Here is a 22,621-nt window from a genome sequence, read left to right on the forward strand (position 1 = left end):
CAGCAAAATCGGTCTTGCCTTATCCCGAGAAGCCATGCTATTCTCATTCCCATGATTGCGACCGCTGCACATAAGATGATGATGGTCATGGAGATGCCCTCGCCCGGGCTCCTTGCCATGCCGCGCATTCTTTGCGGGTATGATAGGACCGGGCGTCTCAACTAGGTCGTCTCACGCGGGACGGCCCGCCTATCACCTCATATCAAGCGGAGTATCAATCGTGATTAGCATTCAGCATGTTTCCAAGACCTATGACGGGGCGATCTCGGCTCAAAGATCCGCCGAGAGCGCCGTTCGCGCCCTCAGGGACATCTCCATCGATATCGAGGACGGCGATCGATTCGGCATCATCGGGATGAGCGGAGCCGGCAAGTCGACGCTCGTGCGCGTCATCAACTTGCTCGAGCGACCTACCGCAGGCAGGGTCTACGTTGACGGTCAAGATGTCACAAGGCTCTCCAAAGGAGCGCTTCGAGCGTATCGCCGTCGGGTCGCCATGATTTTTCAGAACTTCGGCCTGCTCGCGCAAAAGACCGCGTTGGATAACGTGTGCTTTCCATTCCTTGCAGCGAACGGCAGGGTCACTGCGCACGATCGCGAGCGCGCACTCGCTCTGCTCGAGCGCGTCGGACTCAAGGACAAGCCTTCGGCATATCCGGCACAGCTTTCCGGAGGCCAGCAGCAGCGTGTCGCGATCGCTCGGGCGCTGGCCTGCGAGCCGGAGGTCATCTTGTGCGACGAGGCCACCAGCGCACTGGACCCGATGAGCACGAACACGATTCTCAAACTGCTGCGCGACATCAATCGCGAGACGCAGGTCACGCTGGTCGTGATCACTCATTCCATGGATGTCGTCGAAAAGATCTGCAACAGCGTGGCCGTGCTCGATAGCGGACGCATCGTCGAGCGCGGTGCGGTCGACAGTGTATTCGCGAATCCGCAGGCCGAGGCGACGCGCGTGCTTCTGGGGAGGGCGGACTGGGATGATTAGCGATTTTCTGAGTGAGTTCGGCGATCTGCTGTCTCAGGGTGTCATTGATACGCTCGTCATGGTTTTTCTGTCCACAGCGATAGCGTATGCGGTCGGCATAGCGATAGGCGTCGTTCTGCATCTCACGGCTCCGGGTTCGCTCAGGCCGAAGCCGGTGTTCAACGCCGTTCTCGGCTGGGTCGTGAATATCGGTCGCTCGCTGCCCTTCATCATACTGCTCGTCGCGCTCATGCCCGTCTCGACAGCCGTTGCCGGCACGTCGACCGGTGTGCGCGGCGTCATTCTCCCGCTGGTGGTCTCCGCCTCCCCGTTTATCGCGCGCATGGTGGAGCAGTCTCTGGCGGAAGTCAGCCATGAGGCTGTCGAAGCCGCCGAGGCCTGCGGAGCCTCATTGCCGCGTATCGTGTTTTCCGCGCTGCTGCCCGAGGCGCTGCCCTCGATTGTTCGCGGCGTCGCGGTCAGCCTGATCGCCGTGTTGGGCTACACCGCCATAGCCGGTGCGGTCGGCGCGGGAGGCTTGGGCGACATCGCGATCCGCTACGGTTACTACCGCTATCAGAACGATGTCATGTTCGTTACCGTGATCCTGCTGATCGTGCTCGTGCAGATCATCCAGGGTATGTGCAATCTCATTGCGCGCAAGGTGGATCATCGGTGAGCCGAAGTGCCAACCGATCCCCGGGGGGCGCCTGGCTCGAACTCCAGTGACCGGCGCGACGCGACCGGATCGACAGTGTCAAATCATATTTCAAGGAGAGGTACATTATCATGCGAACCATATCGAACGCTGCAGTTTCCCGTCGCGGTGTCGTGAAGGGCACCCTCGCCGCATTCGGACTTCTTGCACTCGGCGGGCTCTCGGCATGCAACAGGGCTACCACCAGGGACGCCAATTCTCTCAGAGTCGGTGCCTCGGCGGCTCCCCATGCTGAGATCCTGAACAAGTTCGCCAAGCCCAAACTGAAGGAAAAGGGTATCGATCTCGTTGTCAAGGAGTATACCGACTATATTCACCCGAATAGGGATACGACATCCGGCGATATCGATGCGAACTATTTTCAGCACGTTCAGTACCTCGAAAACTACAACAAGGAGAACAAGACCGACCTCGTGAACGCAGGTGCCATCCACTATGAACCGATCGCCATCTATGCTGGCAAATCAGCTGATCTGGCCGAGATCTCCGATGGCGCGAAGATCGCACTTCCCAGCGATCCCACCAACGAGGGCCGGGCTCTGCTTCTGCTTCAAGAACAGAAGCTGATCGAACTCAAGGATCCGACGAACCTCGAGGCGACGACCAAAGATATCGCGAGCAATCCGCATAAGATCGAGTTTCAAGAGCTTGAGGCGGCTGCGATTCCGCGTGCGCTGGAATCGGTCGACTTCGCGATCATCAATGGCAACTTCGCACTCCAAGCCGATCTGCATGTGAAAGATGCGATCGCCTTCGAGTCGCCTGATTCCGAGGCGGTCAAGCAGTACGCGAATATCATAGCGACCACATCGGAGAAGAAAGACGACAAGAACATAGGCGCACTTGTCAAGGCGCTGCAGTCCGATGATTTCAAAGCCTATCTCAAAGACACGTATGGGGAGGATGTGCAGCCCGCGTTCTAAAGCATCTGGTGACCGGCCATCGCAGTCTTCATGTCGCTGGCGAATAAATTTGCGAATCGCCGCCATCTTGTAGCGACGCTGCACGATCATCACCCTTTTTGTGTCATATGCCGACCTGGTCTTGTGCTCACCTTGTATCTTGATACCATCTGTCGCATCGGTATATGTCGCTGTTGATCCAAGGGGGATGCAAGATGGCGAACGAGAGCGCGGAATCGTCCGATGAATCTCAGTCGTGTGCTGCTCGTGAGGGCGACAGCGATGGAGGAGAGCCACCAGCCGAGCTGATGTCTTCAGGTTCAGAGGGGGCGGACAGAGTCGGCTTCGCAACCTTGGAGGCCGTCCCTCCGGTAGAGCCGATCCGACATCTGATCACGCCTGAAGCGGTCGCTCATGGCGAACAGGTGTGCATGAAACGCGGCAGCCGCCCTCATCTCATCCAGTTCCTTGTGATGCTCAACCTCGGTCTCGTGTTGACCGCCTTGGCGGTTGTGCTGTTCAAGACGCCGAACAACTTCGCTTTCGGCGGCACATCGGGGGTGTCGGTCGTACTCGCCACGCTCATGCCGAAGCTTCCTGTCGGCGCGTTCATGTGGATCCTCAATATCGTACTCGTCGGACTCGGTTACATCTTTCTGGATCGACGCCAGCTCGTGTGGAGCGTCTTCGCCTCCTTCGCGCTATCCGCTTACGTTTCGCTGTTCGAATGGATCTTTCCCTACGGACGCTCGCTGACCGGGGACATGTGGCTGGATCTGTGTTTCGCTGTCATGTTGCCGGCGATCGGCAGTGCGATCGTGTTCGACATCGGTGCCTCGACGGGCGGTACCGATATCCTGGCGATGATCCTCAAGCGCTATACGAGTCTTGAGATCGGCCGAGCGCTCATGCTGGTCGATGTCGGCATCGTGTGCATCGCCGCGCTTCTGTATGGCCCGCGTGTGGGACTCTACTGCGTTTTGGGCCTGTTTGCCAAGACGCTCGTGGTGGACAAGTCGATCGAGAGCATACATCTGCGCAAGGTCTGCACGATCATATGCCGACGCCCGCTTGAGGTAGAAACGTTCATCGTGAAGCGCTTGGAGCGCACCGCCACGATCAGCCGGGGCTATGGCGCGTTCTCAGGTAGCTGCGAGACCGTGATCATGAGCGTGCTCACCTGTCGGCAGGCCGCGAAGCTGCGCCGGTTCGTTCGAGAGATCGACCCATGCGCGTTCATCACCATCGTTGACAGCTCAGAAATCGTGGGGCGCGGCTTTCGCGACATGGGCTGAGTCCCCTCCGCAAAGCATGCTGGTGCACGCAGCAAAAAATCTAAGTGTCAAAATGTGAGATTTTTTGCATCCGGTTGTATAAGTTGCAATTGATGGGTAGTATTCTTGGCGTACGTGAAGGCCGGGTTCTGCGGGGTGCTGCATGCGTCTCCGCGTCCGCGAAAAGGAGGAGTCAAACATGAGTCTGAAACCACTGGGAGATCGCGTTCTGGTCAAGCCTGATGAAGCTGAGCACAAGACCAAGTCCGGTCTGTACATCGCCAGCAACGCTCAGGAGAAGCCGCAGCGCGGCGAGGTCGTCGCTGTCGGAGCAGGCAAGCTCAGCGATTCGGGCGATCGTCTTCCGATCGACGTCCACGTCGGTGACACCGTGATCTACGGCAAGTTCGGTGGCAACGAGGTCAAGGTGAATGGCGAAGATTACCTGCTCATGCGCGCAGATGATATCTACGCGATCGAGGAGTAGCAGCCGCAGGCCAGCCTCATCTTGATCTGCTCATCGCACGTTCTCATCTCAGGTCACTCAAGTAATGGAGGAATACAAAGATGGCAAAAGACATTTCATTCGACACCTCGGCGCGCACCAAGCTCGCGAAGGGCGTCAACAAGCTCGCTGACGCCGTAACCGTGACCATGGGCCCGAAGGGCCGTTACGTGGCATTGCAGCGCTCGTTCGGAGCTCCCACGATCACCAACGACGGCGTCTCGGTCGCCAAGGAGATCGAGCTGGAGGATAGCGTCGAGAACATGGGCGCCCAGCTCGTGAAAGAGGTCGCCACCAAGACCAACGACACCGTCGGCGACGGCACCACCACCGCCACCCTGCTCGCTCAGGCCATCGTCAATGACGGGCTGCGCAACGTCGCGGCCGGTGCCAACCCGCTCGCGATCCGTCGTGGCATCGACAAGGCCGTTCACGCAGCGGTTGAAGAGATGAAGAAGCAGGCTGTGCCCGTCGAGACCAAGGAGCAGATCGCTTCAGTCGGCACCATCTCCGCTGGTGATCCCGTGGTCGGCGAGAAGATCTCCGAGGCCATGGACGTCGTGGGCAAGGATGGCGTGATCACCGTCGAGGACTCGCAGACCTTTGACATCGAGATCGACACCGTGGAGGGCATGCAGTTCGACAAGGGCTACGTGTCGGCGTACTTCGTCACCGATAACGATCGCATGGAGGCCGTGCTGAAGGATCCCTTCATCCTCATGACCGATCAGAAGATCTCCAATGTGCAGGACATCATGCCGGTGCTCGAGGCCGTGCAGCACGCCGGCAAGGGGTTGGTCATCATCGCCGAGGACATCGACGGCGAGGCGCTGCCTACGCTCGTGCTCAACAAGATCCGCGGCGCGCTCAACGTCATCGCCGTGAAGGCCCCGGGCTATGGCGACCGCCGCAAGCGGATGCTCGAGGACATCGCCGCGCTGACCGGTGGTCAGGCCGCCCTCGATGAGCTCGGCATCAAGGTCGCAGACATCACCGCCGATATGCTCGGTACCGCGAAGTCGGTCACGGTCACCAAGGATACGACCACGATCGTCGACGGCGCCGGCAAGAAAGAGGACATCGAGGCCCGTGTCTCCCAGATCAAGGGCGAGCTCGAGCACACTGATTCAGACTTCGATCGCGAGAAGCTGCAGGAGCGGCTGGCCAAGCTCTCCGGCGGCGTCGCCGTCATCAAGGTGGGCGCGGCGACCGAGACCGAGCTCAAGGAGATCAAGCACCGCGTCGAGGATGCTCTGCAGGCGACTCGTGCGGCTGTTGAGGAGGGCATCGTCGCCGGTGGCGGCGTCGCATTCATGGACGCTTCGCCCGCGCTCGACTCCATCAAGATCTCCGACCCCGAGGAGCAGATCGGTATCGACATCGTGAAGAAGGCGCTGAGCGCCCCGGTGGCGACGATCGCGCAGAACGCTGGCTTCGAGGGCGCCGTCGTCGTCGACAAGGTTGCCAGCCTGCCTGCGGGCGAGGGTCTGGACTCCGCAGCCGACACCTGGGGCAACATGATCGAGATGGGCGTGCTCGACCCCGTCAAGGTCACCCGCACCACGCTGCAGAACGCCGCATCGGTCGCGTCGCTGATTCTCATCACCGAGGCCACCGTCACCGACATTCCGAAGAACACCCAGCTCGAGGATGCTATCGCAGCAGCCACGGCGGGCCAGCAGGGCGGCGGCATGTACTAGGCCGTCACGGTTAGACATGCGGCATGATATCGGGAGCCTCCCGGTGCGCCTTCGGGTCCGTCTGACACACAGCCAGACGGACCGCGGGGGACACCGGGAGGTTTCCTGCATCTCGGTTGCGCGCCGGACTGGGCGCGTAAGATGTATTAGCATACGTGGTGCGCATCCGAGAAGAAGTCGCGCAATATCGCAGCGAGGGGTGGTCCGACATGGCCCAAAAAAACGATCTGTTCGACGACCTGATCGATATCAGCAAGAGCATCAGCGGTCTCAAGGAGCCCTTTGAGTCGCTTACGGACACGTTTCTGGGCAAGACCCCCCAGGGCTCTCCGGAGGGGCCCACTTGGAACCCGGCCGATTACAAGGATCGACCGTATGCGAATTCGCTTCCCTGTCTCGTATGCAAGTCAGAGAAGAGCGGATGTCGGGCGTGCATGGATGCATGCCCGACGGGTGCAATCGAGATCGAGGACTCATCCGTCGAGATCCTGGACACATGCCGCAAATGCGGCGTCTGCGTGGGTGCATGTCCGACCGAGGTGTTCTCGACACCGAGACTGCAACCCAAGCGGGCCTACGATGCGATCGCTACCGCCGCTGCGGCCTATGAGCGCGCCTTCGTCACCTGCACGCGCGCGCTGCGTCGGGTGCCGCGCGCCAATGAGGTCGTTGTCGCCTGCGTGGGCGACATAAGCTCCGAGACATGGTTCTCGGTGCTCGCTGATTATCCCAATGTGAGCGTCTACCTGCCGCTTGGAATCTGCGACAAATGTCGGACGACCACCGGTGAGGCCGCGCTCGAGGAAGCGATCGCCCAGGCTGAGCGATGGGCGGGCACCGGATTGGGACTCGAGGTCGAAGCTCAGGAGCTCACCTGCGTGAAGCGTCGGGAGTACGAGCGCAAGGAGTTCATGGACAACATCGTGCGCACCACCGGTATCACTGTTTCCAAGCTGAGCCCCGCCGCAGCGGCTATCACGACCGTCGCTCAGAAGATCAGAGATCATTCCAGCAGCATCATGAAGCTCGAGCGCACCTTGGATGCCGCCTGCGGTGTCACGACGCACAAACAGCGCCGACAGTTGACCCAAGGGCGTCAGCTTCTCCTCTCGACGCTGCAGAGCCATCCCGATCTCGCAGGCAACGTCGTCACGCGCGTACCCGAGTGCGATCCGGCCTCATGCACCATGTGCGGTGAGTGCATGAAGGTCTGCCCGACGTTCGCGTGCGATCTCGTGGGCGCAAACGGCCGTTTCGCGGTCGAGCCGACCTACTGTTTGGGCTGCGGGCTGTGCGCGGAGGTCTGCGAGCCCCATGCCCTCACGCTCAGGGAGCACGATGGCTCCGAGCTTGTCGTTCTCGATCCGGAGGCAGAGCGGAAAGCCGCTGAAGCGGCGCGCGCCCGCAAGGATGCGGAGAAGGCCAAGGCCATTGCGAAGAAGAAGCTCAACAAGATTCTGGATCAGGTGGAGAAGCTCTCAGACTGAGCGAGCCAGCCTTTGCGCATGATCCGCTCTACTACGAAAGGAATCGTCGTGTCGCTTTCCATCGGTATCGTTGGCCTTCCCAATGTGGGCAAGTCCACGCTGTTCACCGCCCTCACCAAGAAGGGGGGCCTTGCGGCGAACTATCCGTTTGCGACGATCGATCCGAACGTGGGCGTCGTGGACGTTCCGGATGATCGGCTGGATAGGCTCGCGAAAATCGCGCGACCGGGGCGGATCGTTCCCGCGACCGTGGAGTTCGTCGACATAGCGGGCTTGGTGAAAGGAGCCAACGAGGGAGAGGGCCTCGGCAATCAGTTTCTGGCGAACATTCGCGAGACCGATGCGATCTGCGAGGTCGTCCGATACTTCAAGGATGATGACGTCGTGCACGTCGATGGCCGCGTCGATCCCGCCGCGGATGCCGAGACCATCATGTGCGAGCTCATTCTGGCGGACATCGGCACGCTCGAGCGGCAGCTGCCGAAGCTCGAGAAGGAGTCGCGTCGCGATCGGGAGGTGGCAGCGCGCCTCGATCTCGCCAAGCGTCTCATCGCCTGGTTGGATGAGGGACACAGGGCTGCCGAGATGCAGATGACCGATGAGGAGCGCGAACGCGCTCGCGAGCTGTTTCTGCTCACGATGAAGCCGATGCTTTACGTCGCCAACATCGACGAGGACATGCTCGACGAGAAACCGGCACCGATCGCAGGTGCGGTTCCCATTCCGGTATGCGCCAAGGTCGAAGCCGAGCTCTCGGAGCTGGAGCCAGATGAGGCGCGCGAGTATCTAGATGAGCTGGGTCTTGAGCGCTCCGGTCTGGAGGCGCTCGCGCAGGCGGCCTACGCGCTGCTCGGCCTTCAGTCATTTTTCACCGCAGGCGAGATGGAGGTCCGAGCCTGGACCGTGCATCGCGGAGCAACCGCGCCTCAGGCCGCAGGGGTCATCCACTCGGATTTCGAGCGCGGCTTCATCAAAGCTGAGGTCATCGCTTACAGCGACTATATCGAATACGGCGGCGAGCAGGGGGCTCGCTCTGTCGGACGGTTGCGCATGGAAGGCAAGGAGTATGTGATGGCCGACGGTGACGTGGTGCATTTTCGCTTCAATGTCTGAGACCGCGTCCGAGGGAGTCTGATATGTTTTCATACGGAAGGCGAGCGGGTTACATGAGCGTCGCGCTGCTCGCTCTCACGGTCTTGCCGCTGATATCGGCTGCGGTGTTCCTGCCGCAGATGGGAGATCGGATCGCACTGGGCTTCAACGCGGCCGGTGAGCCCACGCGCTGGGGCAGCCGCTACGAGCTGCTCGGCGCGCCGGTCCTGTGCCTGCTCCTCGGCATCGGGATGTACGTGAGCGCTCACCGGCAGGCGCGCGCCGTCGCTGAGAAGACGCCGGCGGCGTCATCCTTCACCTTCGAGCGCTTCATGCGCAATGGCCTCGTCACCGTTGTCGTTTTGAACCTCGTCCACGCCTATCTCATCGTATCCGCACTTACCGGCGTCGGAATATCGCTGTGAGTTCGTCGTCCCTGCTGATCACATCCCTGCCACGAGGATAACCTCAGGGGCCGCGATATCACGAGTCCCTGCCGTCTGTGTCAGATTCTCGAGATGCTCAGGCGATGACGAGCCGGTCGTGGTTCACAGGCAGGTAGAACAGGGTGCGCACGACATCTGGATCATGGGACTGCCCGAGCGCCCACATCGTTTTGGCGACAAGCGCCTCGGTGGTCATGTCGTCACCCCGAAGGATACCGGGGTGCTCGGCATACGGTCTGCTGATTTCGTAGACGCCGAGGTCAAGGCCCTCCTCGGGCACCTGTGTCGTGATGACGATCGTGCGGCCTGAGTCGACCCAATCGAAGATGGCATGCTGGAAGGAGCGAGATCGCTCCTCATGGCTCGGGATGCCGCCCAGACCGAAGGTCTCAAGAATGACGGCGTCGTAGGAGGGCCGCAGGGTCTCGAAGATGCTCGGTTTGAGACCCGGGGTGAGCTTCAAGACGAAGACCCGTTCATCGAGTCCCTCATAGGTGTGCGGTGCTCGAGGCTGCTCGATGCCAAGAGCGCCAGCCTTTCCGGAGCGCTTTCTGCTCGACTGTGCGATCGGCCCCGCTGCGGCGAGATCCTCGGGACGTAGGTCTTTCACAGAGGCGCGCTCGGCGCGCGCGTAGTCGAGCGCGGCGTGCACGGTACTGCTGAACTGGGCCGACATCATCTCAGCGCAATCGGTGCGAATGACCCGATCATTTCGGATGATGGCCAGCGGAGGGTAGTTCACACTCGTGAAGGCATTCGAGCTCATCGTGCGCTGCTTTCTGGCGCGCGTGCCCGCGATGGCGATGCCGCCGAACACGATGGTGACGTCATGGGAGCGCGCATCCGTGGCGAAGCGCAGACTCTGGTAGAGGTTCAGCTTCGCGTCTGTGAAGGAGCTTCCCATCGGTCGCTGCGAGCCGGTGATGACGATCGGCTTGGGGCTCTGCTGGATGAGATAGGACAGCGCCGCCGCCGTGTACGCCATGGTATCGGTGCCGTGCAGGATGACGAAGCCGTCGAACGCGTCGTATCGCTCGACGATGATGTCACGGATGCGCAGCCAGTTGACAGGCAGCATGTTCGTGCTGTCGATGTTCATGGGCTGCATGATCTCGATGTCGCACAGCGCCGCGATCTCGGGTACCGCCCGAGCGAGCTCCTCTCCGGTGAGGGCAGGGGACAGCCCGCGGCCGGCCTCGGTCGAGGCGATCGTGCCGCCTGTGGCGACAAGAAGGATGTGCTTCATGGCGATGTCCCTTCCGAGCCGAACTCTGAGCCCTGCGTTGGCGATGCGTCGCTTGGAGCATTTCTGGTTGTTTGGGAGTCTTCTGGGCAAGCGACGTGTTTTCAATCGACTTTGTAGCATAGAGCATCCATGCGGTATCATCGATCAGAATGAAACGAAGATAGGAGACAAACATGGCAGCCAGCCAGAAGGTGCTCGTTCTCGATTTCGGCGCGCAGTACGGCCAGCTCATCGCCCGTCGCGTGCGCGATCTGCACGTGTACTCCGAGATCGTCGCCGGCGACAGCCCAGCGGCAGACATCGAGGCCATGGAGCCCTCCGCGCTCATCCTCTCAGGCGGCCCCGCCTCGGTCTACGCCGAGGACGCTCCTGAGATCGATCCGGCGATCTTCGAGCTCGGTGTGCCGGTGCTGGGATTTTGCTACGGACATCAGATCATGGCGTCGACGCTTGGCGGCCAGGTCGCCCACGTCGAGGTCGGTGAGTACGGGCCGGCGAGCATCGAGCGCGAGCGCGAGTCGCGTCTGCTCAACGCCACGCCGCTCAAGCAGACCGTGTGGATGAGCCATCGCGACGCCGTGAGCTCCGCGCCCGCGGGCTTCACGGTGACGTCGAGCACGGAGGCCTGCCCGGTCGCCTCGATGGAGGACCATCAGCGTCGGCTGTATTCGACGCAGTTCCACCCCGAAGTGCGCCATACCGAGTGCGGCGAGCAGATCCTGTCCAACTTCCTGTTCGACATCTGCGGCCTTGAGCCCTCTTGGACGATGGAGAGCATCGTGGAGGCCAAGGTTGCCGAGATCCGCGAGCGCGTCGGAGATGCGCGCGTGATTCTGGCGCTCTCCGGCGGCGTGGACTCCAGCGTGGTGGCGGCGCTGTGCGCCCGCGCGATCGGCCCACGGCTCACGTGTGTCTTCATCAATCATGGGCTTTTGCGCAAGAATGAGCCGGAGCAGGTGGAGGAGATCTTCAGCAGCCAGTTCGACGTCGATTTCGTGCACGTGCACGCCGAGGAGCGCTACGCCGCGCTGCTCGCGGGCGTGGTCGACCCCGAGGAGAAGCGCCGCATCATCGGCACGCAGTTCTGGGAGGAGTTTTTCGCCGTCGCGCAGCGCACCGGCGGGGTGCGCTTTCTCGCGCAGGGGACGATCTACCCCGACATCATCGAGAGCGGTGCGCGCAAGACTGGCGGCAGGGCCGCGACCATCAAGAGCCATCACAACCTCATCCCGTTCCCTGAGGGAGTCAGCTTCGATCTGATCGAGCCGCTCGATCACTTCTTCAAGGACGAGGTTCGCGAGCTGGGGCTCCAGCTCGGGCTGCCCGGCCACATCGTCTACCGTCAGCCCTTCCCCGGACCCGGACTCGCGATCCGCATCATCGGCGCCGTCGACGCCGAGAAGCTGGCGATCCTGAAGGACGCCGACGCGATCGTGCGCGAGGAGCTCGACGCCTACAACGAGCGGCTCTTCAGACAGACCGGCGAACGCAACTCAGCGCATAGCTGCTGGCAGTACTTCGCCGTGCTGCCCGACATCAGAAGCGTCGGCGTCATGGGAGACGAGCGGACCTACGGTCGGCCCGTCATCCTGCGCGCTGTGGAGTCCACAGATGCGATGACGGCGGACTGGGCCCGGCTGCCCTATGATGTGCTGGCGCATATCTCAAGTCGCATCGTCGCCGAGGTCGGAGGCGTCAACCGCGTGGCCTATGACATCACGAGCAAGCCGCCGGCGACGATCGAGTGGGAGTGACGCCGACAGGATGCTGATGCGGCGAGCGTCGGACCGCCTCCGTCCATATATCTGGTTATAGTTCTAGCTATCAGAGAAAAGAGCCGGATATGTCGACGCTAACCATGGGCCTGGCAGATGCCAGGAACAACTTCTCGCGCGTTACCGCCGAGGTGAACAGGACCGGCAGACCGGTGGCCGTCTTGAAGAACAACGAGCCTCGGGTCGTCATCCAGCACGCCGCGGTGCCCACTGATGCTGTCGACGTAGCGGTCGACTTCATGGAGAAGTATGCCGACGTGTTCAAAGAGCTGACGAAATGATTGACGCGGCTCTTTCTCGAAGAAAATCGTTCCTGCGATCCATGCCGAGGCTACTCGGCACCTCTGAGAGTGATATAGCGACCGTGATCGAAATACTCGCGTCATACGAGGTCGTCCTTGCGAGCTATCTCGTCATGTCGTCATCGGCATGGAAGGCCTGCACACGAGCCTATTTGGATGCCGAGACCGATGCAGGGCGCGAGAAACGGCTCGCTCGGATGGTAGGTAGGCTCAAGGAGATCCGAAACCGATGCGAGCTGTTGGCCGCGTTTGAATGGGTGGGGGATGTTCGGTCGATGGTGATTCTCATAACAGGCGCGAGCCACACCGGAAAAACCCTGTTGGCGCAAAAGCTGATGGAGCGCTACCGCTATCCGGTGCTCTCCCTCGACCTCTTGAAGATGGGGCTCATGGCGGCGATGTCGTCCGATTCGCGAATGTAATCGAGCAGCGCATATTCGATAGCGTTGCCCTCGATGATCTCATCGAGGACAACGAGCGTACTCTCATCGAATGTCGGGAGCATGACCTGCCGTTTCACTTGATCGATGATGTCTACGATGTCGCCGATCTCGAAATATGACCCCTTGTCGAGAGCGATTAGCATCTCGTTGTAATCGAACAAAAGTTCTATTGTTCACCTCAGCTTCCCCTATGGCTCCCGCGCACGGAAACACTTGGGATGGAACCAGAATCATGGCCATCCCATACTGTTGTCATAGAGAAGGGAGGGTTCGTGCGTGAACTTGATATGCTGCATCTGCTAGCGTCATGTGGGCCGATGCTGCCAGCTGATCTGGCGAGCGAACTTGGTGTAAGCACAAGGACGGTCAGAACATACATCAAACATTTCAATTCAAGATGCGATGGAGCTGGAGAAATTCTATACCACCGCGCGTGCGGATATGTTCTCTCCCTTAAGAGCGAAGCATCTTTTGAACTATTCTTGCAAAAGATGCGTCGCGGCATAACTGCTGCCTCCGCTTCTGCTTCGCGCGTTGCCTACCTCGTGGAAGACCTTCTTGCACGAGACGGCTGGATCAGGCTCGATGATCTCTCGCGTGTCCTTTTTGTCTCCAGAGCTACGATTTCGGGAGAACTCAAGCAGGTTGAGCGCATGCTTGCACCATTTGGCCTATCCGTCGAGCGCAAACCGCACCGTGGAATTCGCGTTATCGGCCCTGAATTCCAACGGCGGATCTGCTTGGCGAACAACGCCGTAAGTCTGTTGATGGATCGGGATGAGGGGAGTTGCGGACGCCGTTGCCTAGCCGTTGTCTCGGACGCGCTCGAGATGGCACAGCGAGAGGCCGGCTATGAGATCTCCAGCGTCCTGTGTCAGAACCTTCTTGTTCATATGGCCATAGCATTGGCACGCATCGAGGAGGGCTGCTATGTGCCTATGCCTGCCGAGCGATTAGAAGCAATTCGAAAGTGCGCGGCGTTTCAGGTTGCTCAAAACATGGCGGCACGAATTGGCAATGAACTCGATGTCGTTCTTCCCGAGGAGGAGATCGCCTACATCGCAATTCACCTTGAGGGAAAGCAGATGCTGCCCGAGAAGGATGCGGATGGTGAGGAAGCCATCTCTGAGGAGGTCTGGTCTGTCGTTTCCAAGATGCTTGAGCGAGTCTGGCTCGTCTATCATTTTGACCTGCGTGGAGATCTTGAGCTTCGAATGAATCTCGCTCGACATATTCAGCCCCTTTCGGTGCGCTTGCATTACGGTATGGGGATGGACAACCCACTGCTTGAAGATATCAAGATCAAGTACCCGCTTGCGTATTCAATGGCGATCGATTCAGCTCAAGACATTACGGATGGTTTTGGCGGCGCATTGAGCGAGGCGGAGCTAGGTTATATCGCCCTCGCATACGCGCTTGGCGTCGAACGACGACGCAAACCAATTAAGAGAAACGTGCTCATCGTGTGCGCCTCAGGTCGTGGCAGTGCGCGGCTCCTCGAGTATCGCATCCGTGAGAAGTTCGCGGCATATCTTGACCGCGTGGAGACCTGTGATGCCGGACGGGTGGATTCATATGACTTCTCGCACACAGACTATGTGTTTACCACTGTTCCGTTAAGTGTTCGAATCCCTATTCCAGTCTGTCGCGTATCGCTCTTCTTCAACGATAGCGATGCGCATGACCTGAAGAACCTCATACTCGAGCGTCCCCTTCGAGCTGGTTCCGCATTGCGATTTTTCTCACCATCGCTCTTCTTTCCTCATCTCAACGTGAGAACTCGTGAGGAGGTGATTCATGAGCTTTGTTCCCACATGGCTGATGACGGGCTGGTGCCCGACGAGTTCGAGGAACTCGTCCTGCGCCGAGAGAGGGCTGTAAGCACCGCGTTTGGAGATCATATCGCTCTACCCCATGCCATCGAGGCGCGCGGCGACACTCGAGGTTGCTCGCGGTGCCGATGTGATCATCATGGCACTCGGAGAGCATCCTATGGAAAGCGGGGAGGGCGGCAGCAAGACGGATCTTCAGCTGCCACGCATTCAGCGCGATCTGCTTCGAGACATTCGCGCGCTCGGCAAAACGGTGATCACGATTGTCTTCAGCGGTCGCGCTCCGGTTCTGACTGATATCGCTGAGAATTCTGACGCCGTGATCGAAGCGTGGTTTCCCGGCACCGAGGGAGCGCATGCAATTGCCGACATCATGTTTGGCCATGTGAACCCATCGGGTCGTATCGCTATGACCTTTCCACTTGCAACCGGCCAAGTACCGATCTATTACAATGCATTCAACACCGGCCGCCCGGAGCGCACATCGCAGCATACGAATCGATTTACCTCTCGATATGTGGACTGTCCGACCGATCCGCTCTACCCATTTGGATTCGGTCTTTCGTACCATGAGTGCTCGTATGACAATCTGCGGCTAAGCGACGACGTCCTTGCAGCTGATGGAAATATCACAGCGTCAATCGATATCGAGAACATGAGTGATATCGAAGGCGATGAAATCGTACAGCTGTATATCAGAGATGTCGCGGGTAGCGTTGTTCGTCCGACGAAGGAGCTGAAGGGATTTGAACGCGTTCATCTCGGACCGAAAGAGAAGCGAAGCGTGTCATTTTTGATCTCAGAATCCATGCTTCGGTTCTATCGTCAAGACATGTCATTTGGGTCTGAGCCCGGCGAATTCATCGTTATGATCGGCAGAAATTCAGATGATGTCATGAGTTGCGAATTTGAACTCCGGCGCTGACTGGTATTGGCTTGTTAGCGCTCGGCAGCTGCGGAGCCGCCGAGCGCGAACATCCTATGATGGGCAGCATTGCGGAGTTCATGAGCATCGAGCCCTCCCGGTAAGTCACACGCATCATTTGTCGATCATCCTCAGGTATCGGTAGATCGTCTGATCGGAGACATTCAGGATCTTCGCAACATTCGGTAGCGCTCCTTTGATTTGGAAGACGCCTTTGTCGTACAGAGCCTGGACGATTTTCATGCGGGTCTCCTGTGTCAGTGTAACGTTTGGGTCCATCAGATGCGTGTCAACAATCGCTCGGATGCTGTCGTCGACGCTTGAGTGAAGCATCTCTATAGCCGCGTTCTCAACGGAGTTACTCTCTGTGGTTGAATGTGCTCCGTTAACAAGGCTACGAATGGGAATGTCGTCTAAGCCCGTGAGACTTAAAACACTGTTTGCAAGCTGGACGTACCTGCTGGGATCGAAATTGATGCAGAGCATTCCCTGCAGCGATGTCCCCGTCTCATCTTTAATGAAGTAAGTTGAGCCTTGAACCGACTTTTTACCTGATGAGGTTGCTTTATAACCGCTGACATAATCCTGTTTTAGGTAGGTCTTGTTTTTAACGAGTTCCAACGCGAGATCTGTTATGGGTGAATTGATGTTGCGACCGCTTATGTAGGAGTGCTCGATTTCCGCGATGTAATACGATCCATCCGAATCGCGCCAATGAAGTACGATTTCATAGTCATTCCCCAAGATGATTCCTAGAAAATGGACGAGTTTCCGGTATTCATCGATCGTGGCAGACATGGTGCAATCTCTTTTCGAACGGCCCTGTCGCTGCGACAGGGCGGTTAAATTGATACTAATTTCTTAACATGAAAAGAATGAAACAGAGTGGTTTTCAAAAAAGATACTCATTCGCCGATTTGCAACGTGCTAGCATATATTTTTATTACAATAATAAAATATTGACACAAGATGAAAAAGAGCGTACTTTTTAATCGAGAGCAGTGGGACGGAATAGAAAGAAGGTGCGTGCGATATGGGGAAGATTCCAAATCCTATAGGGCCCTATTCAGCGTATCGACAGCAAGGCCAGTTGACCTTCACTTCAGGGCAGCTGCCGCTAGACCCAGATACCGGGGAGATAGTCGGTAAAACCGCCTATGAACAAACGAAGCAAAGTCTGCACAACCTCGAGAGCGTGCTGAATTGTGAAGATTCCGGACTAGACGATGTTGTCAAGCTAACCGTCTTCGTGACGGATATCGCCGATATCGCCGAAGTAAACAAAGCTTTTGAAGAGGTCCTGTCGTTACCCTATCCCGCACGATCGGGAATCGAGGTATCTAAGTTACCAATGAGCAGCAAAGTTGAGATCGAGGCCATTGCTGCGACGAAAGCGTAGGTGACGATATGCAGGGCACCCGATGGTCGCGCCGAACTCAGGATCCGCAGCGCATCAAGTTATTATCCAAACCTCGTCGGCACCCAATTCCGAAGTTGACATAGTTGCCGACCTCTTGGACGAGTCCGCGAATGTGGTTAAAAGAATCTCGAAAAATCGATGCAACTCTTTTCAGAAGAAAATCGTTCTTACGCTTCAGTCCGCGACAGTGGATATATTCGACGGTCTGGGCGGCGCACGTGATGACGGGCTTCCTGAGTGAATTCTCGATCAGCCGATTCATTCGTTCGGTGAGCAAGACTCTATCCAAACCGTTACCAAAGCCTGCAGATGCGACTTCGGATCATCAACGACAACTTTTTAGAAGATCAACAATTATACTGATACGGCGTTGGTGGTAATCTATCTCAAGCTGTTGGCATCGGTTTCAAGCCGACCACAAACACTTTTTGCGGCCATGTTCAAGCCGGACGGCCCTTTGAAGTACAAAGAGCTGATTTCTCGGATTCGTGTCGCCGTGAAGCTCTATCGATGCTTTCCACTCGTGGTCGAGGGGATGCACATCCGTTCAACGGATTTCTGAACTGTCAATGCTAGATGCTAAAGCAATCCACAATCTAAGAAAAGCTGGACAACCCGGTGCGCTGATTAAATTCTCCTAGGCTAATGCAGACAGTCGTTTTCTCATCCTGTGCGAGCTTTCTAGTGATTGCCTGCCGTCGGCGATAATCGGCCCAACTGCATGCACCGAGAGAATCACGTAGAAAATATTGTGGAACGAGAATTCAAGAACGAAGACGGCAGGGGTGTTTTCAGCTATAAGGAGAGTTTTGGAGGTAGACACTAGTATAGAATGCAGATTTATATTGACAGCACAATATACGTGCTGATATATAATGTAAGTGTACTAAAGTTCTCGAGCAGCTCAATTAGTTAGTCAGATCTTTTAATAGGGAGGTTCTTTAACAAGAGCGAGATGCTCGGCACGTGATGATCGGCCAAGTCGTATACGTTTAGGAGAGACATTATGATCTGTAAAGCATGCGGAGCGCAAAATCAAGACGATGTCCGGTTTTGCGCGCACTGCGGTGCTCAAATGAATGGAGACGACACAGGACAACAACAGCCTGACCAAGTTCAACCGGCAGCTAGCGCCACAAGGGTAACCGTCGATCAGGCAGCTGCGCCTACGTGCTACGGTCAGGCAACTCAACAGGGGCAATATCAAAACTATCCACAGGGCCCACAGACTACTATCAATGTTCAGACGTCTGCGGCAGCAACAACAAATAGTCTCGGCACGGCTGGTTTCGTGCTCTCCCTGATCGCTCTCTTTTTGTCGTGGATCCCGGTAATCGGGTGGGTGCTATGGCTCTTGGGAGCAGTGCTTTCGGTGATCGGTATTTTCAAAATTCCTAGGGGCCTTGCTATCGCGGGCACTGTCATTTCATTCATAGATATTATTTTTCTCCTGATGATAATCGGTTCATGCACAGCGATGTCGGGACTTGTTAGGTAAAATCCGCAAAAATCGCAGTTCCAGACATTGGTGGCGTCACACGGTCATTGCACCGACCTGCACTGATTGTATCTCATGCGGCGAACCCACGGAGGGATGTTTATAGCTGCAGACAATTCGGCTGGCAGAGCAAGAAGTCGAAGCTATGGATGATTCGAGCTAGTTTGCTGACCAAATCGAATACCAGATCATCCGGTGGGCCATCGTCTCCTACTCGCCTCTCAGCTTGTGATCTGGATCGGTACATCATAGGGCAGTGGTTCTCGGTGCCGAAACTGTACTGGTATCGGTACAGCCCGGCTGATCGTCATCCTCATTGCGAAGGCTTTCAGCCAAGAGTTCGAGCGTCAGTTTGAAAGATATCGCGCACGGACGAGATACCCGTTGATTTCGAAAACGCATTAGATCGCTGATAAACGGAGGCTGCAGCCCGTGAACTCACGGCTCGCGAACCACTTCACCTACTCCGCATCGGTGAACTCGTATCCGTGCCGCTCGTTGTAGCGGCGGATGAGCAGATAGATCGGCGCGATGATCACCATGGCGCCGAGCCCTGCGGCGAGCTTCACGATGTCGGAGTTGATCAGCAGCCACCCGCTCACGACGACGGCGGCCACCGGTATCGCGTAACCGAGGGGCAGCCTGAACGTGGACTTCATCCCTCGCCGGCGAAACACGATGACGGACAGACAGGTGGGAATGTACTGCGTGAACCGCGAGATGACGCTGATAGCCGCGAGCTGGGTGAACGTTCCGGAAAGCGCGAGCGGTATCACGAGCGCCGCCGAGATCGCGATCGCGATGACCGGCGTGTTTCGCCGGCTCATCTTCTTCACGATCGGCGGCAGCATGCCGCGCTCCCCGAGAGCCAGACAGCCGCGCGGCACGAAGATCGAACTCGCGGCGTTGATGCCCAGAATCGAGATCACGGTTCCGACGGTGACGAGAATGCCGCCGCCCTCTCCCAGAAAGGTCGCCATCGCGTCGACGACAGGGGTTGATGTCGAGCCGAGCGCCCCGCCGAGGATACCGATGCACACGAACTGCAGCAGGATGTAGATGAGCGAGACGCACCCGATCGCCGTCGCGATGGCGATCGGCAGATTCCGCTTCGGGTTGTCCATCTCCTCTGAGGCGCTCGCCATGGCCTCGAAGCCGGTGAATGCGTAGAAGATGAGGATGGCCGCCTCGGCAAACGAGTTGACGGTAAAGCCCTCGGGCACGATCGGCTGGAAGTTGCCGCCTTTGATGCAGAAGATCCCCACGCCGATGAAGATGACGATCGGCGCGAGCTTGCCGATCGTCGCGATGTTGTTCACGTGCTTCGCGACATCGATTCCAAGGTAGTTGACCAGACTCAGCGCCAGGATCATCCCGATGAGTATCGCCGCCCGCACAGGACCCGCGTGCACCGCCGGAAAGACCGCCTCAAGGGCCGTGACGAACGCGACCGCCATCGCGGCCCAGGCGATGAGCTGCACGATGTACTTCATGAATCCAACCTCGAAGCCCGCAAAATTGCCGAAGGCCTGCTTGGCGTAGATGTAGGCCGCGCCGTTCGAGCGGAACAGCCCCGCAGCCTCGGCGAAGCACAGCGCCAGAGAACCAGCCAGCAGCGTGATGAACACGAAGACGAACAGGCTGCTCGTTCCGGCGAGCGCGAAAGCCTGACCCGGCAGCAGAAAGATCCCTGAGCCGATGATAGCGTTGATGCCGAGCAAGATGATGCTCGCAAGACCGAATTTTCCGCCGTGGCTCATGAGAGCTCCTCTCGCCGCTCGCACTTCTCCGCGAACGCCTGAAACAGCCGAAGCATGGCCGTGTCGCCGTGCTCGGTCATCATCTCAGGATGCCATTGAACGCCGCAGATGAAGCAACCGTCTTCATGCTCGATGCCCTCGATCACGCCGTCATCGGCTCGCGCGGACACGGCAAAGCCGGCAGCGAGGTCCTTCACGCTCTGGTGATGGATCGAGTTCACCACGGTACGCTCGCCCAGCACGTCGGCGAGAAACGAGCCGCGCTCGAGGTTGACATGGTGCGTCGGGTCGTAGCAGGGGCCCTGTTGCACATGGCGAATGGACTCGTCGCGCTGGGTGGCGATATCCTGGTAGAGCGTGCCGCCGAAGGCGATGTTGATCACCTGCATGCCCTTGCAGATCCCGAGCACCGGGATCTTTGCGGCGACGGCTGCACGAACCGCAGCGACCGAGAAGCGATCGACCTCGCTGATGGAGAATCCCTGCCGCTCAAGGGGTTGCTCGCCGTAGAGCAGCGGATCGATGTCCCATCCGCCGGATAATACGATGCCGTCCAGCCCCTCGATCTGGACGGCGACGTCTCGGACATCGGTGATGACCGGCAGCATGACCGGGATGCAGCCGGCGATCTCCAGGCTTGCGATGTAGTCTCGGTTCACGTACACCCGCTGCATGCCGGGCAGCGGTGGGGCTTCCACGATCAAGATGTTGGCGGCGATGCCGATCTTCGGTTTCCTGTTCATATCCGGTTCCTCTCCCGTTCCGTGTCAGCTCTGGCTGTGCTTGCCGAGCATGAGCTTGAGAATCTCGGTGTCAGTCTGTCGCATGCCCTCTTTACCAACATGACCAAGGGCCCGGACCGTCTCCTCTGCCGATTCCATGACGAGGCCGTCACCGGCTTCGAAGCGCGATCCGCGCATGGCCATCTCATGGCCGAGAAAAGCCGCCTCGAGCGCTGTGTAGATCTTCGCGGCGCAGCTCGGCTTCGCACCGTCGCAGACCATGCCCCCGATGTTGGCGATGGTGTTGACGACGGTGTCCTCGATGCGCTGGCAGCTTCCGCCCGCCAGATAGGTGATCGCCGCTCCGGCGCCCGCTGCGGCGCACACGACGCCGCAGTATGCGGACAGGGCCCCGATGTAGCGCTTCTGGTCCTGCGCGATCAGATTTGAGACGCACAGCGCCCGCAGCAGGGCGTCGTGGGTCGACCCGGTCGCCTGCGCATACTCGATGACCGGCAACGAGCAGGTCATCCCCTGGTTGCCCGAGCCGCAGTTCACAACAACCGGAAGCGAGCAACCGCTCATGCGCGCGTCGGAGCCGGCGGCAGCCTGCGCGATGGCCCGTGAGCGCACGTCATCGCCCCGCTCATGAGCCAAACATCCGATTCCCGCTCCCCATGGTCTGCGCAAGCCCTCTTTCGAGATCGCGAGGTTGCACCGTATCTGGCGCTCGAGCACGTCGCGCACATCATCCAGCCGGACCTGCTCGGCGAAGGCAACGATATCGCGAATGCTCAGCGAGGACTTGTCGGCCTGGCTTCTCAGATGGCTGGCCGCATCTTCGAACATCGTGTCGCCATCGCGCGTTATCAGCGTGATATTGGTGTGCTCGTATTCGACGTGCACGGTCGCGGTGTGGCCCGCGCCGCTCGCGCGAATCTCGACGAACAGGTTCGGCACGTCCGCTGCAAGCGAGCAGGTGCACAGGCCGGCGTCGATCAGCTCCCTCGCCCGTTTACGATCCTTGTCGCCCACGCCCTGAAGCACCTCGAGGCCGGCTTTCGCATCGCCGCCGACGATGCCGAGGACGACGGCCGCTTCGATGCCCTTCATGCCGCCGGAATTGGGGACGACCACCCCCTTGGCGTTCTTGATGATGTTGCCGCTGCACCGCGCCTCGACGACGGTGGGAAACGAACCCAGCGTCTCACGGCACGTGGCGGCCGCATAGGCCAGCGCGATCGGCTCGGTGCATCCCAGCGCCAGGACAAGTTCTCGATTGAGCAGGTGAACGTAGTCGTCGTACAGTTTCTGGTCCATTTGAAGTCCCCTCGATGCGTCGGCGCACATGGCACCGTGATGATCATGGTAGTACATCAGCGGGTTCCGCATATGAACATGCTGCATGGTTTCGGATCGGGGGGGGGTAAAACCAGAGGACGCGCGAGTCGCCGGTGGGCGCGCATGCCGCCGATGGTGCCATGGCGTCGCTCTGTTATGACATCCGCGGCAGCGAACAAGGCGACCAACGCACAGCGCCAAGAACGAGAACGCGCAGGACGCGATCGACGCGACGCTGTATCTAAACGCGAACACCCAGTGGT

Annotated in this window: 21 protein-coding genes and 1 pseudogene; 16 read left to right on the top strand and 6 right to left on the bottom strand. The window is 58.7% G+C overall.

Annotated elements, in window-relative coordinates; all coding sequences use genetic code 11:
- Positions 1-220: 220 nt before the first annotated feature.
- From CORGL_RS01430 to CORGL_RS01470, 9 genes are all read left to right on the top strand, one after another.
- On the top strand, positions 221-991 hold the full coding sequence (locus CORGL_RS01430) for a methionine ABC transporter ATP-binding protein (RefSeq protein WP_013708145.1): 771 nt from the start codon (positions 221-223) through the stop codon (positions 989-991).
- Complete coding sequence (locus tag CORGL_RS01435; RefSeq protein WP_013708146.1) at positions 984-1,649, top strand: methionine ABC transporter permease; 666 nt, start codon at positions 984-986, stop codon at positions 1,647-1,649. Before CORGL_RS01430 ends, CORGL_RS01435 begins: the two co-directional genes overlap by 8 nt.
- 110 nt (positions 1,650-1,759) lie before the next feature.
- Positions 1,760-2,611: a MetQ/NlpA family ABC transporter substrate-binding protein gene (locus tag CORGL_RS01440; protein ID WP_013708147.1), complete on the top strand. Its 852-nt coding sequence runs from the start codon at positions 1,760-1,762 to the stop codon at positions 2,609-2,611.
- Between the two features lie 287 nt (positions 2,612-2,898).
- The gene (locus CORGL_RS01445; RefSeq protein WP_156789850.1) at positions 2,899-3,885 is read left to right on the top strand and encodes a YitT family protein; all 987 of its coding nucleotides are present in this window, start codon (positions 2,899-2,901) and stop codon (positions 3,883-3,885) included.
- A 178-nt stretch (positions 3,886-4,063) separates the two neighbouring features.
- Positions 4,064-4,351 (top strand): co-chaperone GroES, encoded by a 288-nt coding sequence (gene groES, locus CORGL_RS01450; protein WP_013708149.1) that lies wholly within the window; start codon positions 4,064-4,066, stop codon positions 4,349-4,351.
- Between the two features lie 80 nt (positions 4,352-4,431).
- Positions 4,432-6,069 (top strand): chaperonin GroEL, encoded by a 1,638-nt coding sequence (groL, locus tag CORGL_RS01455; RefSeq protein ID WP_013708150.1) that lies wholly within the window; start codon positions 4,432-4,434, stop codon positions 6,067-6,069.
- 209 nt (positions 6,070-6,278) lie between these two features.
- Entirely contained in the window at positions 6,279-7,556 is a 1,278-nt protein-coding gene (locus CORGL_RS01460; RefSeq protein ID WP_013708151.1) for a 4Fe-4S dicluster domain-containing protein, read from the top strand.
- A gap of 48 nt (positions 7,557-7,604) precedes the next feature.
- Positions 7,605-8,669: a redox-regulated ATPase YchF gene (gene ychF / locus CORGL_RS01465; RefSeq protein ID WP_013708152.1), complete on the top strand. Its 1,065-nt coding sequence runs from the start codon at positions 7,605-7,607 to the stop codon at positions 8,667-8,669.
- 23 nt (positions 8,670-8,692) lie between these two features.
- Positions 8,693-9,073 carry a DUF1648 domain-containing protein gene (locus CORGL_RS01470; RefSeq protein WP_013708153.1) on the top strand — a complete coding sequence of 127 codons (381 nt, stop codon included), beginning with the start codon at positions 8,693-8,695 and terminating at the stop codon, positions 9,071-9,073.
- A gap of 97 nt (positions 9,074-9,170) precedes the next feature.
- Here CORGL_RS01470 and CORGL_RS01475 read toward each other — a convergent pair whose 3' ends face one another.
- The gene (locus tag CORGL_RS01475) at positions 9,171-10,340 is read right to left on the bottom strand and encodes an asparaginase (RefSeq protein ID WP_041738495.1); all 1,170 of its coding nucleotides are present in this window, start codon (positions 10,338-10,340) and stop codon (positions 9,171-9,173) included.
- A gap of 173 nt (positions 10,341-10,513) precedes the next feature.
- Here CORGL_RS01475 and guaA point away from each other — a divergent pair, with 173 nt between their 5' ends.
- Together guaA and CORGL_RS01485 are read left to right on the top strand one after the other, a co-directional pair.
- Positions 10,514-12,094, top strand: a complete 1,581-nt coding sequence (gene guaA / locus CORGL_RS01480) for a glutamine-hydrolyzing GMP synthase (protein WP_013708155.1) — start codon at positions 10,514-10,516, stop codon at positions 12,092-12,094.
- 89 nt (positions 12,095-12,183) lie between these two features.
- Positions 12,184-12,396, top strand: a complete 213-nt coding sequence (locus CORGL_RS01485) for a type II toxin-antitoxin system prevent-host-death family antitoxin (RefSeq protein WP_013708156.1) — start codon at positions 12,184-12,186, stop codon at positions 12,394-12,396.
- Positions 12,397-12,766: 370 nt separating this feature from the next.
- Here the strand turns inward: CORGL_RS01485 and CORGL_RS01495 are convergent, their stop codons facing one another.
- Positions 12,767-13,003, bottom strand: a complete 237-nt coding sequence (locus CORGL_RS01495) for a hypothetical protein (protein ID WP_172633506.1) — start codon at positions 13,001-13,003, stop codon at positions 12,767-12,769.
- Between the two features lie 348 nt (positions 13,004-13,351).
- On the opposite strand from CORGL_RS01495, the pseudogene CORGL_RS10045 reads away from it, so the two are divergent.
- A pseudogene (locus tag CORGL_RS10045) lies at positions 13,352-14,785 on the top strand (BglG family transcription antiterminator); the annotation flags it as partial.
- Between the two features lie 46 nt (positions 14,786-14,831).
- Entirely contained in the window at positions 14,832-15,617 is a 786-nt protein-coding gene (locus CORGL_RS01505; protein WP_245526927.1) for a glycoside hydrolase family 3 C-terminal domain-containing protein, read from the top strand.
- 114 nt (positions 15,618-15,731) lie between these two features.
- On the opposite strand, the gene CORGL_RS01510 is transcribed toward CORGL_RS01505, so the two are convergent.
- Positions 15,732-16,415, bottom strand: coding sequence for a helix-turn-helix transcriptional regulator (locus CORGL_RS01510; RefSeq protein WP_013708157.1), 684 nt, complete (start codon positions 16,413-16,415; stop codon positions 15,732-15,734).
- Positions 16,416-16,650: 235 nt separating this feature from the next.
- On the opposite strand from CORGL_RS01510, the gene CORGL_RS01515 reads away from it, so the two are divergent.
- The 3 genes from CORGL_RS01515 (at position 16,651) to CORGL_RS09545 (ending at position 18,535) form a co-directional block, all read left to right on the top strand.
- Positions 16,651-17,016 (top strand): RidA family protein, encoded by a 366-nt coding sequence (locus CORGL_RS01515; RefSeq protein WP_013708158.1) that lies wholly within the window; start codon positions 16,651-16,653, stop codon positions 17,014-17,016.
- A gap of 394 nt (positions 17,017-17,410) precedes the next feature.
- On the top strand, positions 17,411-17,599 hold the full coding sequence (locus CORGL_RS09905) for a hypothetical protein (RefSeq protein ID WP_172633508.1): 189 nt from the start codon (positions 17,411-17,413) through the stop codon (positions 17,597-17,599).
- Positions 17,600-18,043: 444 nt separating this feature from the next.
- Positions 18,044-18,535 (top strand): zinc ribbon domain-containing protein, encoded by a 492-nt coding sequence (locus CORGL_RS09545; RefSeq protein WP_013708160.1) that lies wholly within the window; start codon positions 18,044-18,046, stop codon positions 18,533-18,535.
- A gap of 461 nt (positions 18,536-18,996) precedes the next feature.
- Here CORGL_RS09545 and CORGL_RS01525 read toward each other — a convergent pair whose 3' ends face one another.
- The 3 genes from CORGL_RS01525 to CORGL_RS01535 are packed head-to-tail and all read right to left on the bottom strand — an operon-like array spanning position 18,997 to position 22,337.
- Complete coding sequence (locus CORGL_RS01525) at positions 18,997-20,295, bottom strand: APC family permease (RefSeq protein ID WP_013708161.1); 1,299 nt, start codon at positions 20,293-20,295, stop codon at positions 18,997-18,999.
- The gene (locus CORGL_RS01530; RefSeq protein ID WP_013708162.1) at positions 20,292-21,038 is read right to left on the bottom strand and encodes a gamma-glutamyl-gamma-aminobutyrate hydrolase family protein; all 747 of its coding nucleotides are present in this window, start codon (positions 21,036-21,038) and stop codon (positions 20,292-20,294) included. The genes CORGL_RS01525 and CORGL_RS01530 overlap by 4 nt, the downstream gene beginning before the upstream one ends.
- A 24-nt stretch (positions 21,039-21,062) precedes the next feature.
- Positions 21,063-22,337, bottom strand: coding sequence for an L-cysteine desulfidase family protein (locus CORGL_RS01535; protein WP_013708163.1), 1,275 nt, complete (start codon positions 22,335-22,337; stop codon positions 21,063-21,065).
- Positions 22,338-22,621: the final 284 nt, after the last annotated feature.

It is taken from the genome of Coriobacterium glomerans PW2 (assembly GCF_000195315.1).
Lineage (GTDB): Bacteria > Actinomycetota > Coriobacteriia > Coriobacteriales > Coriobacteriaceae > Coriobacterium > Coriobacterium glomerans.

Coding starts and splice junctions, on each gene's coding strand:
- CORGL_RS01435 (WP_013708146.1), top strand. CDS start 984: ATGATTAGCGATTTTCTGAGTGAGTTCGGCGATCTGCTGTCTCAGGGT.
- CORGL_RS01440 (WP_013708147.1), top strand. CDS start 1,760: ATGCGAACCATATCGAACGCTGCAGTTTCCCGTCGCGGTGTCGTGAAG.
- CORGL_RS01445 (WP_156789850.1), top strand. CDS start 2,899: ATGTCTTCAGGTTCAGAGGGGGCGGACAGAGTCGGCTTCGCAACCTTG.
- groES (WP_013708149.1), top strand. CDS start 4,064: ATGAGTCTGAAACCACTGGGAGATCGCGTTCTGGTCAAGCCTGATGAA.
- groL (WP_013708150.1), top strand. CDS start 4,432: ATGGCAAAAGACATTTCATTCGACACCTCGGCGCGCACCAAGCTCGCG.
- CORGL_RS01460 (WP_013708151.1), top strand. CDS start 6,279: ATGGCCCAAAAAAACGATCTGTTCGACGACCTGATCGATATCAGCAAG.
- CORGL_RS01470 (WP_013708153.1), top strand. CDS start 8,693: ATGTTTTCATACGGAAGGCGAGCGGGTTACATGAGCGTCGCGCTGCTC.
- CORGL_RS01475 (WP_041738495.1), bottom strand. CDS start 10,340: ATGAAGCACATCCTTCTTGTCGCCACAGGCGGCACGATCGCCTCGACC.
- guaA (WP_013708155.1), top strand. CDS start 10,514: ATGGCAGCCAGCCAGAAGGTGCTCGTTCTCGATTTCGGCGCGCAGTAC.
- CORGL_RS01485 (WP_013708156.1), top strand. CDS start 12,184: ATGTCGACGCTAACCATGGGCCTGGCAGATGCCAGGAACAACTTCTCG.
- CORGL_RS01495 (WP_172633506.1), bottom strand. CDS start 13,003: ATGCTAATCGCTCTCGACAAGGGGTCATATTTCGAGATCGGCGACATC.
- CORGL_RS01505 (WP_245526927.1), top strand. CDS start 14,832: ATGGCACTCGGAGAGCATCCTATGGAAAGCGGGGAGGGCGGCAGCAAG.
- CORGL_RS01510 (WP_013708157.1), bottom strand. CDS start 16,415: ATGTCTGCCACGATCGATGAATACCGGAAACTCGTCCATTTTCTAGGA.
- CORGL_RS01515 (WP_013708158.1), top strand. CDS start 16,651: ATGGGGAAGATTCCAAATCCTATAGGGCCCTATTCAGCGTATCGACAG.
- CORGL_RS09545 (WP_013708160.1), top strand. CDS start 18,044: ATGATCTGTAAAGCATGCGGAGCGCAAAATCAAGACGATGTCCGGTTT.
- CORGL_RS01525 (WP_013708161.1), bottom strand. CDS start 20,295: ATGAGCCACGGCGGAAAATTCGGTCTTGCGAGCATCATCTTGCTCGGC.
- CORGL_RS01530 (WP_013708162.1), bottom strand. CDS start 21,038: ATGAACAGGAAACCGAAGATCGGCATCGCCGCCAACATCTTGATCGTG.
- CORGL_RS01535 (WP_013708163.1), bottom strand. CDS start 22,337: ATGGACCAGAAACTGTACGACGACTACGTTCACCTGCTCAATCGAGAA.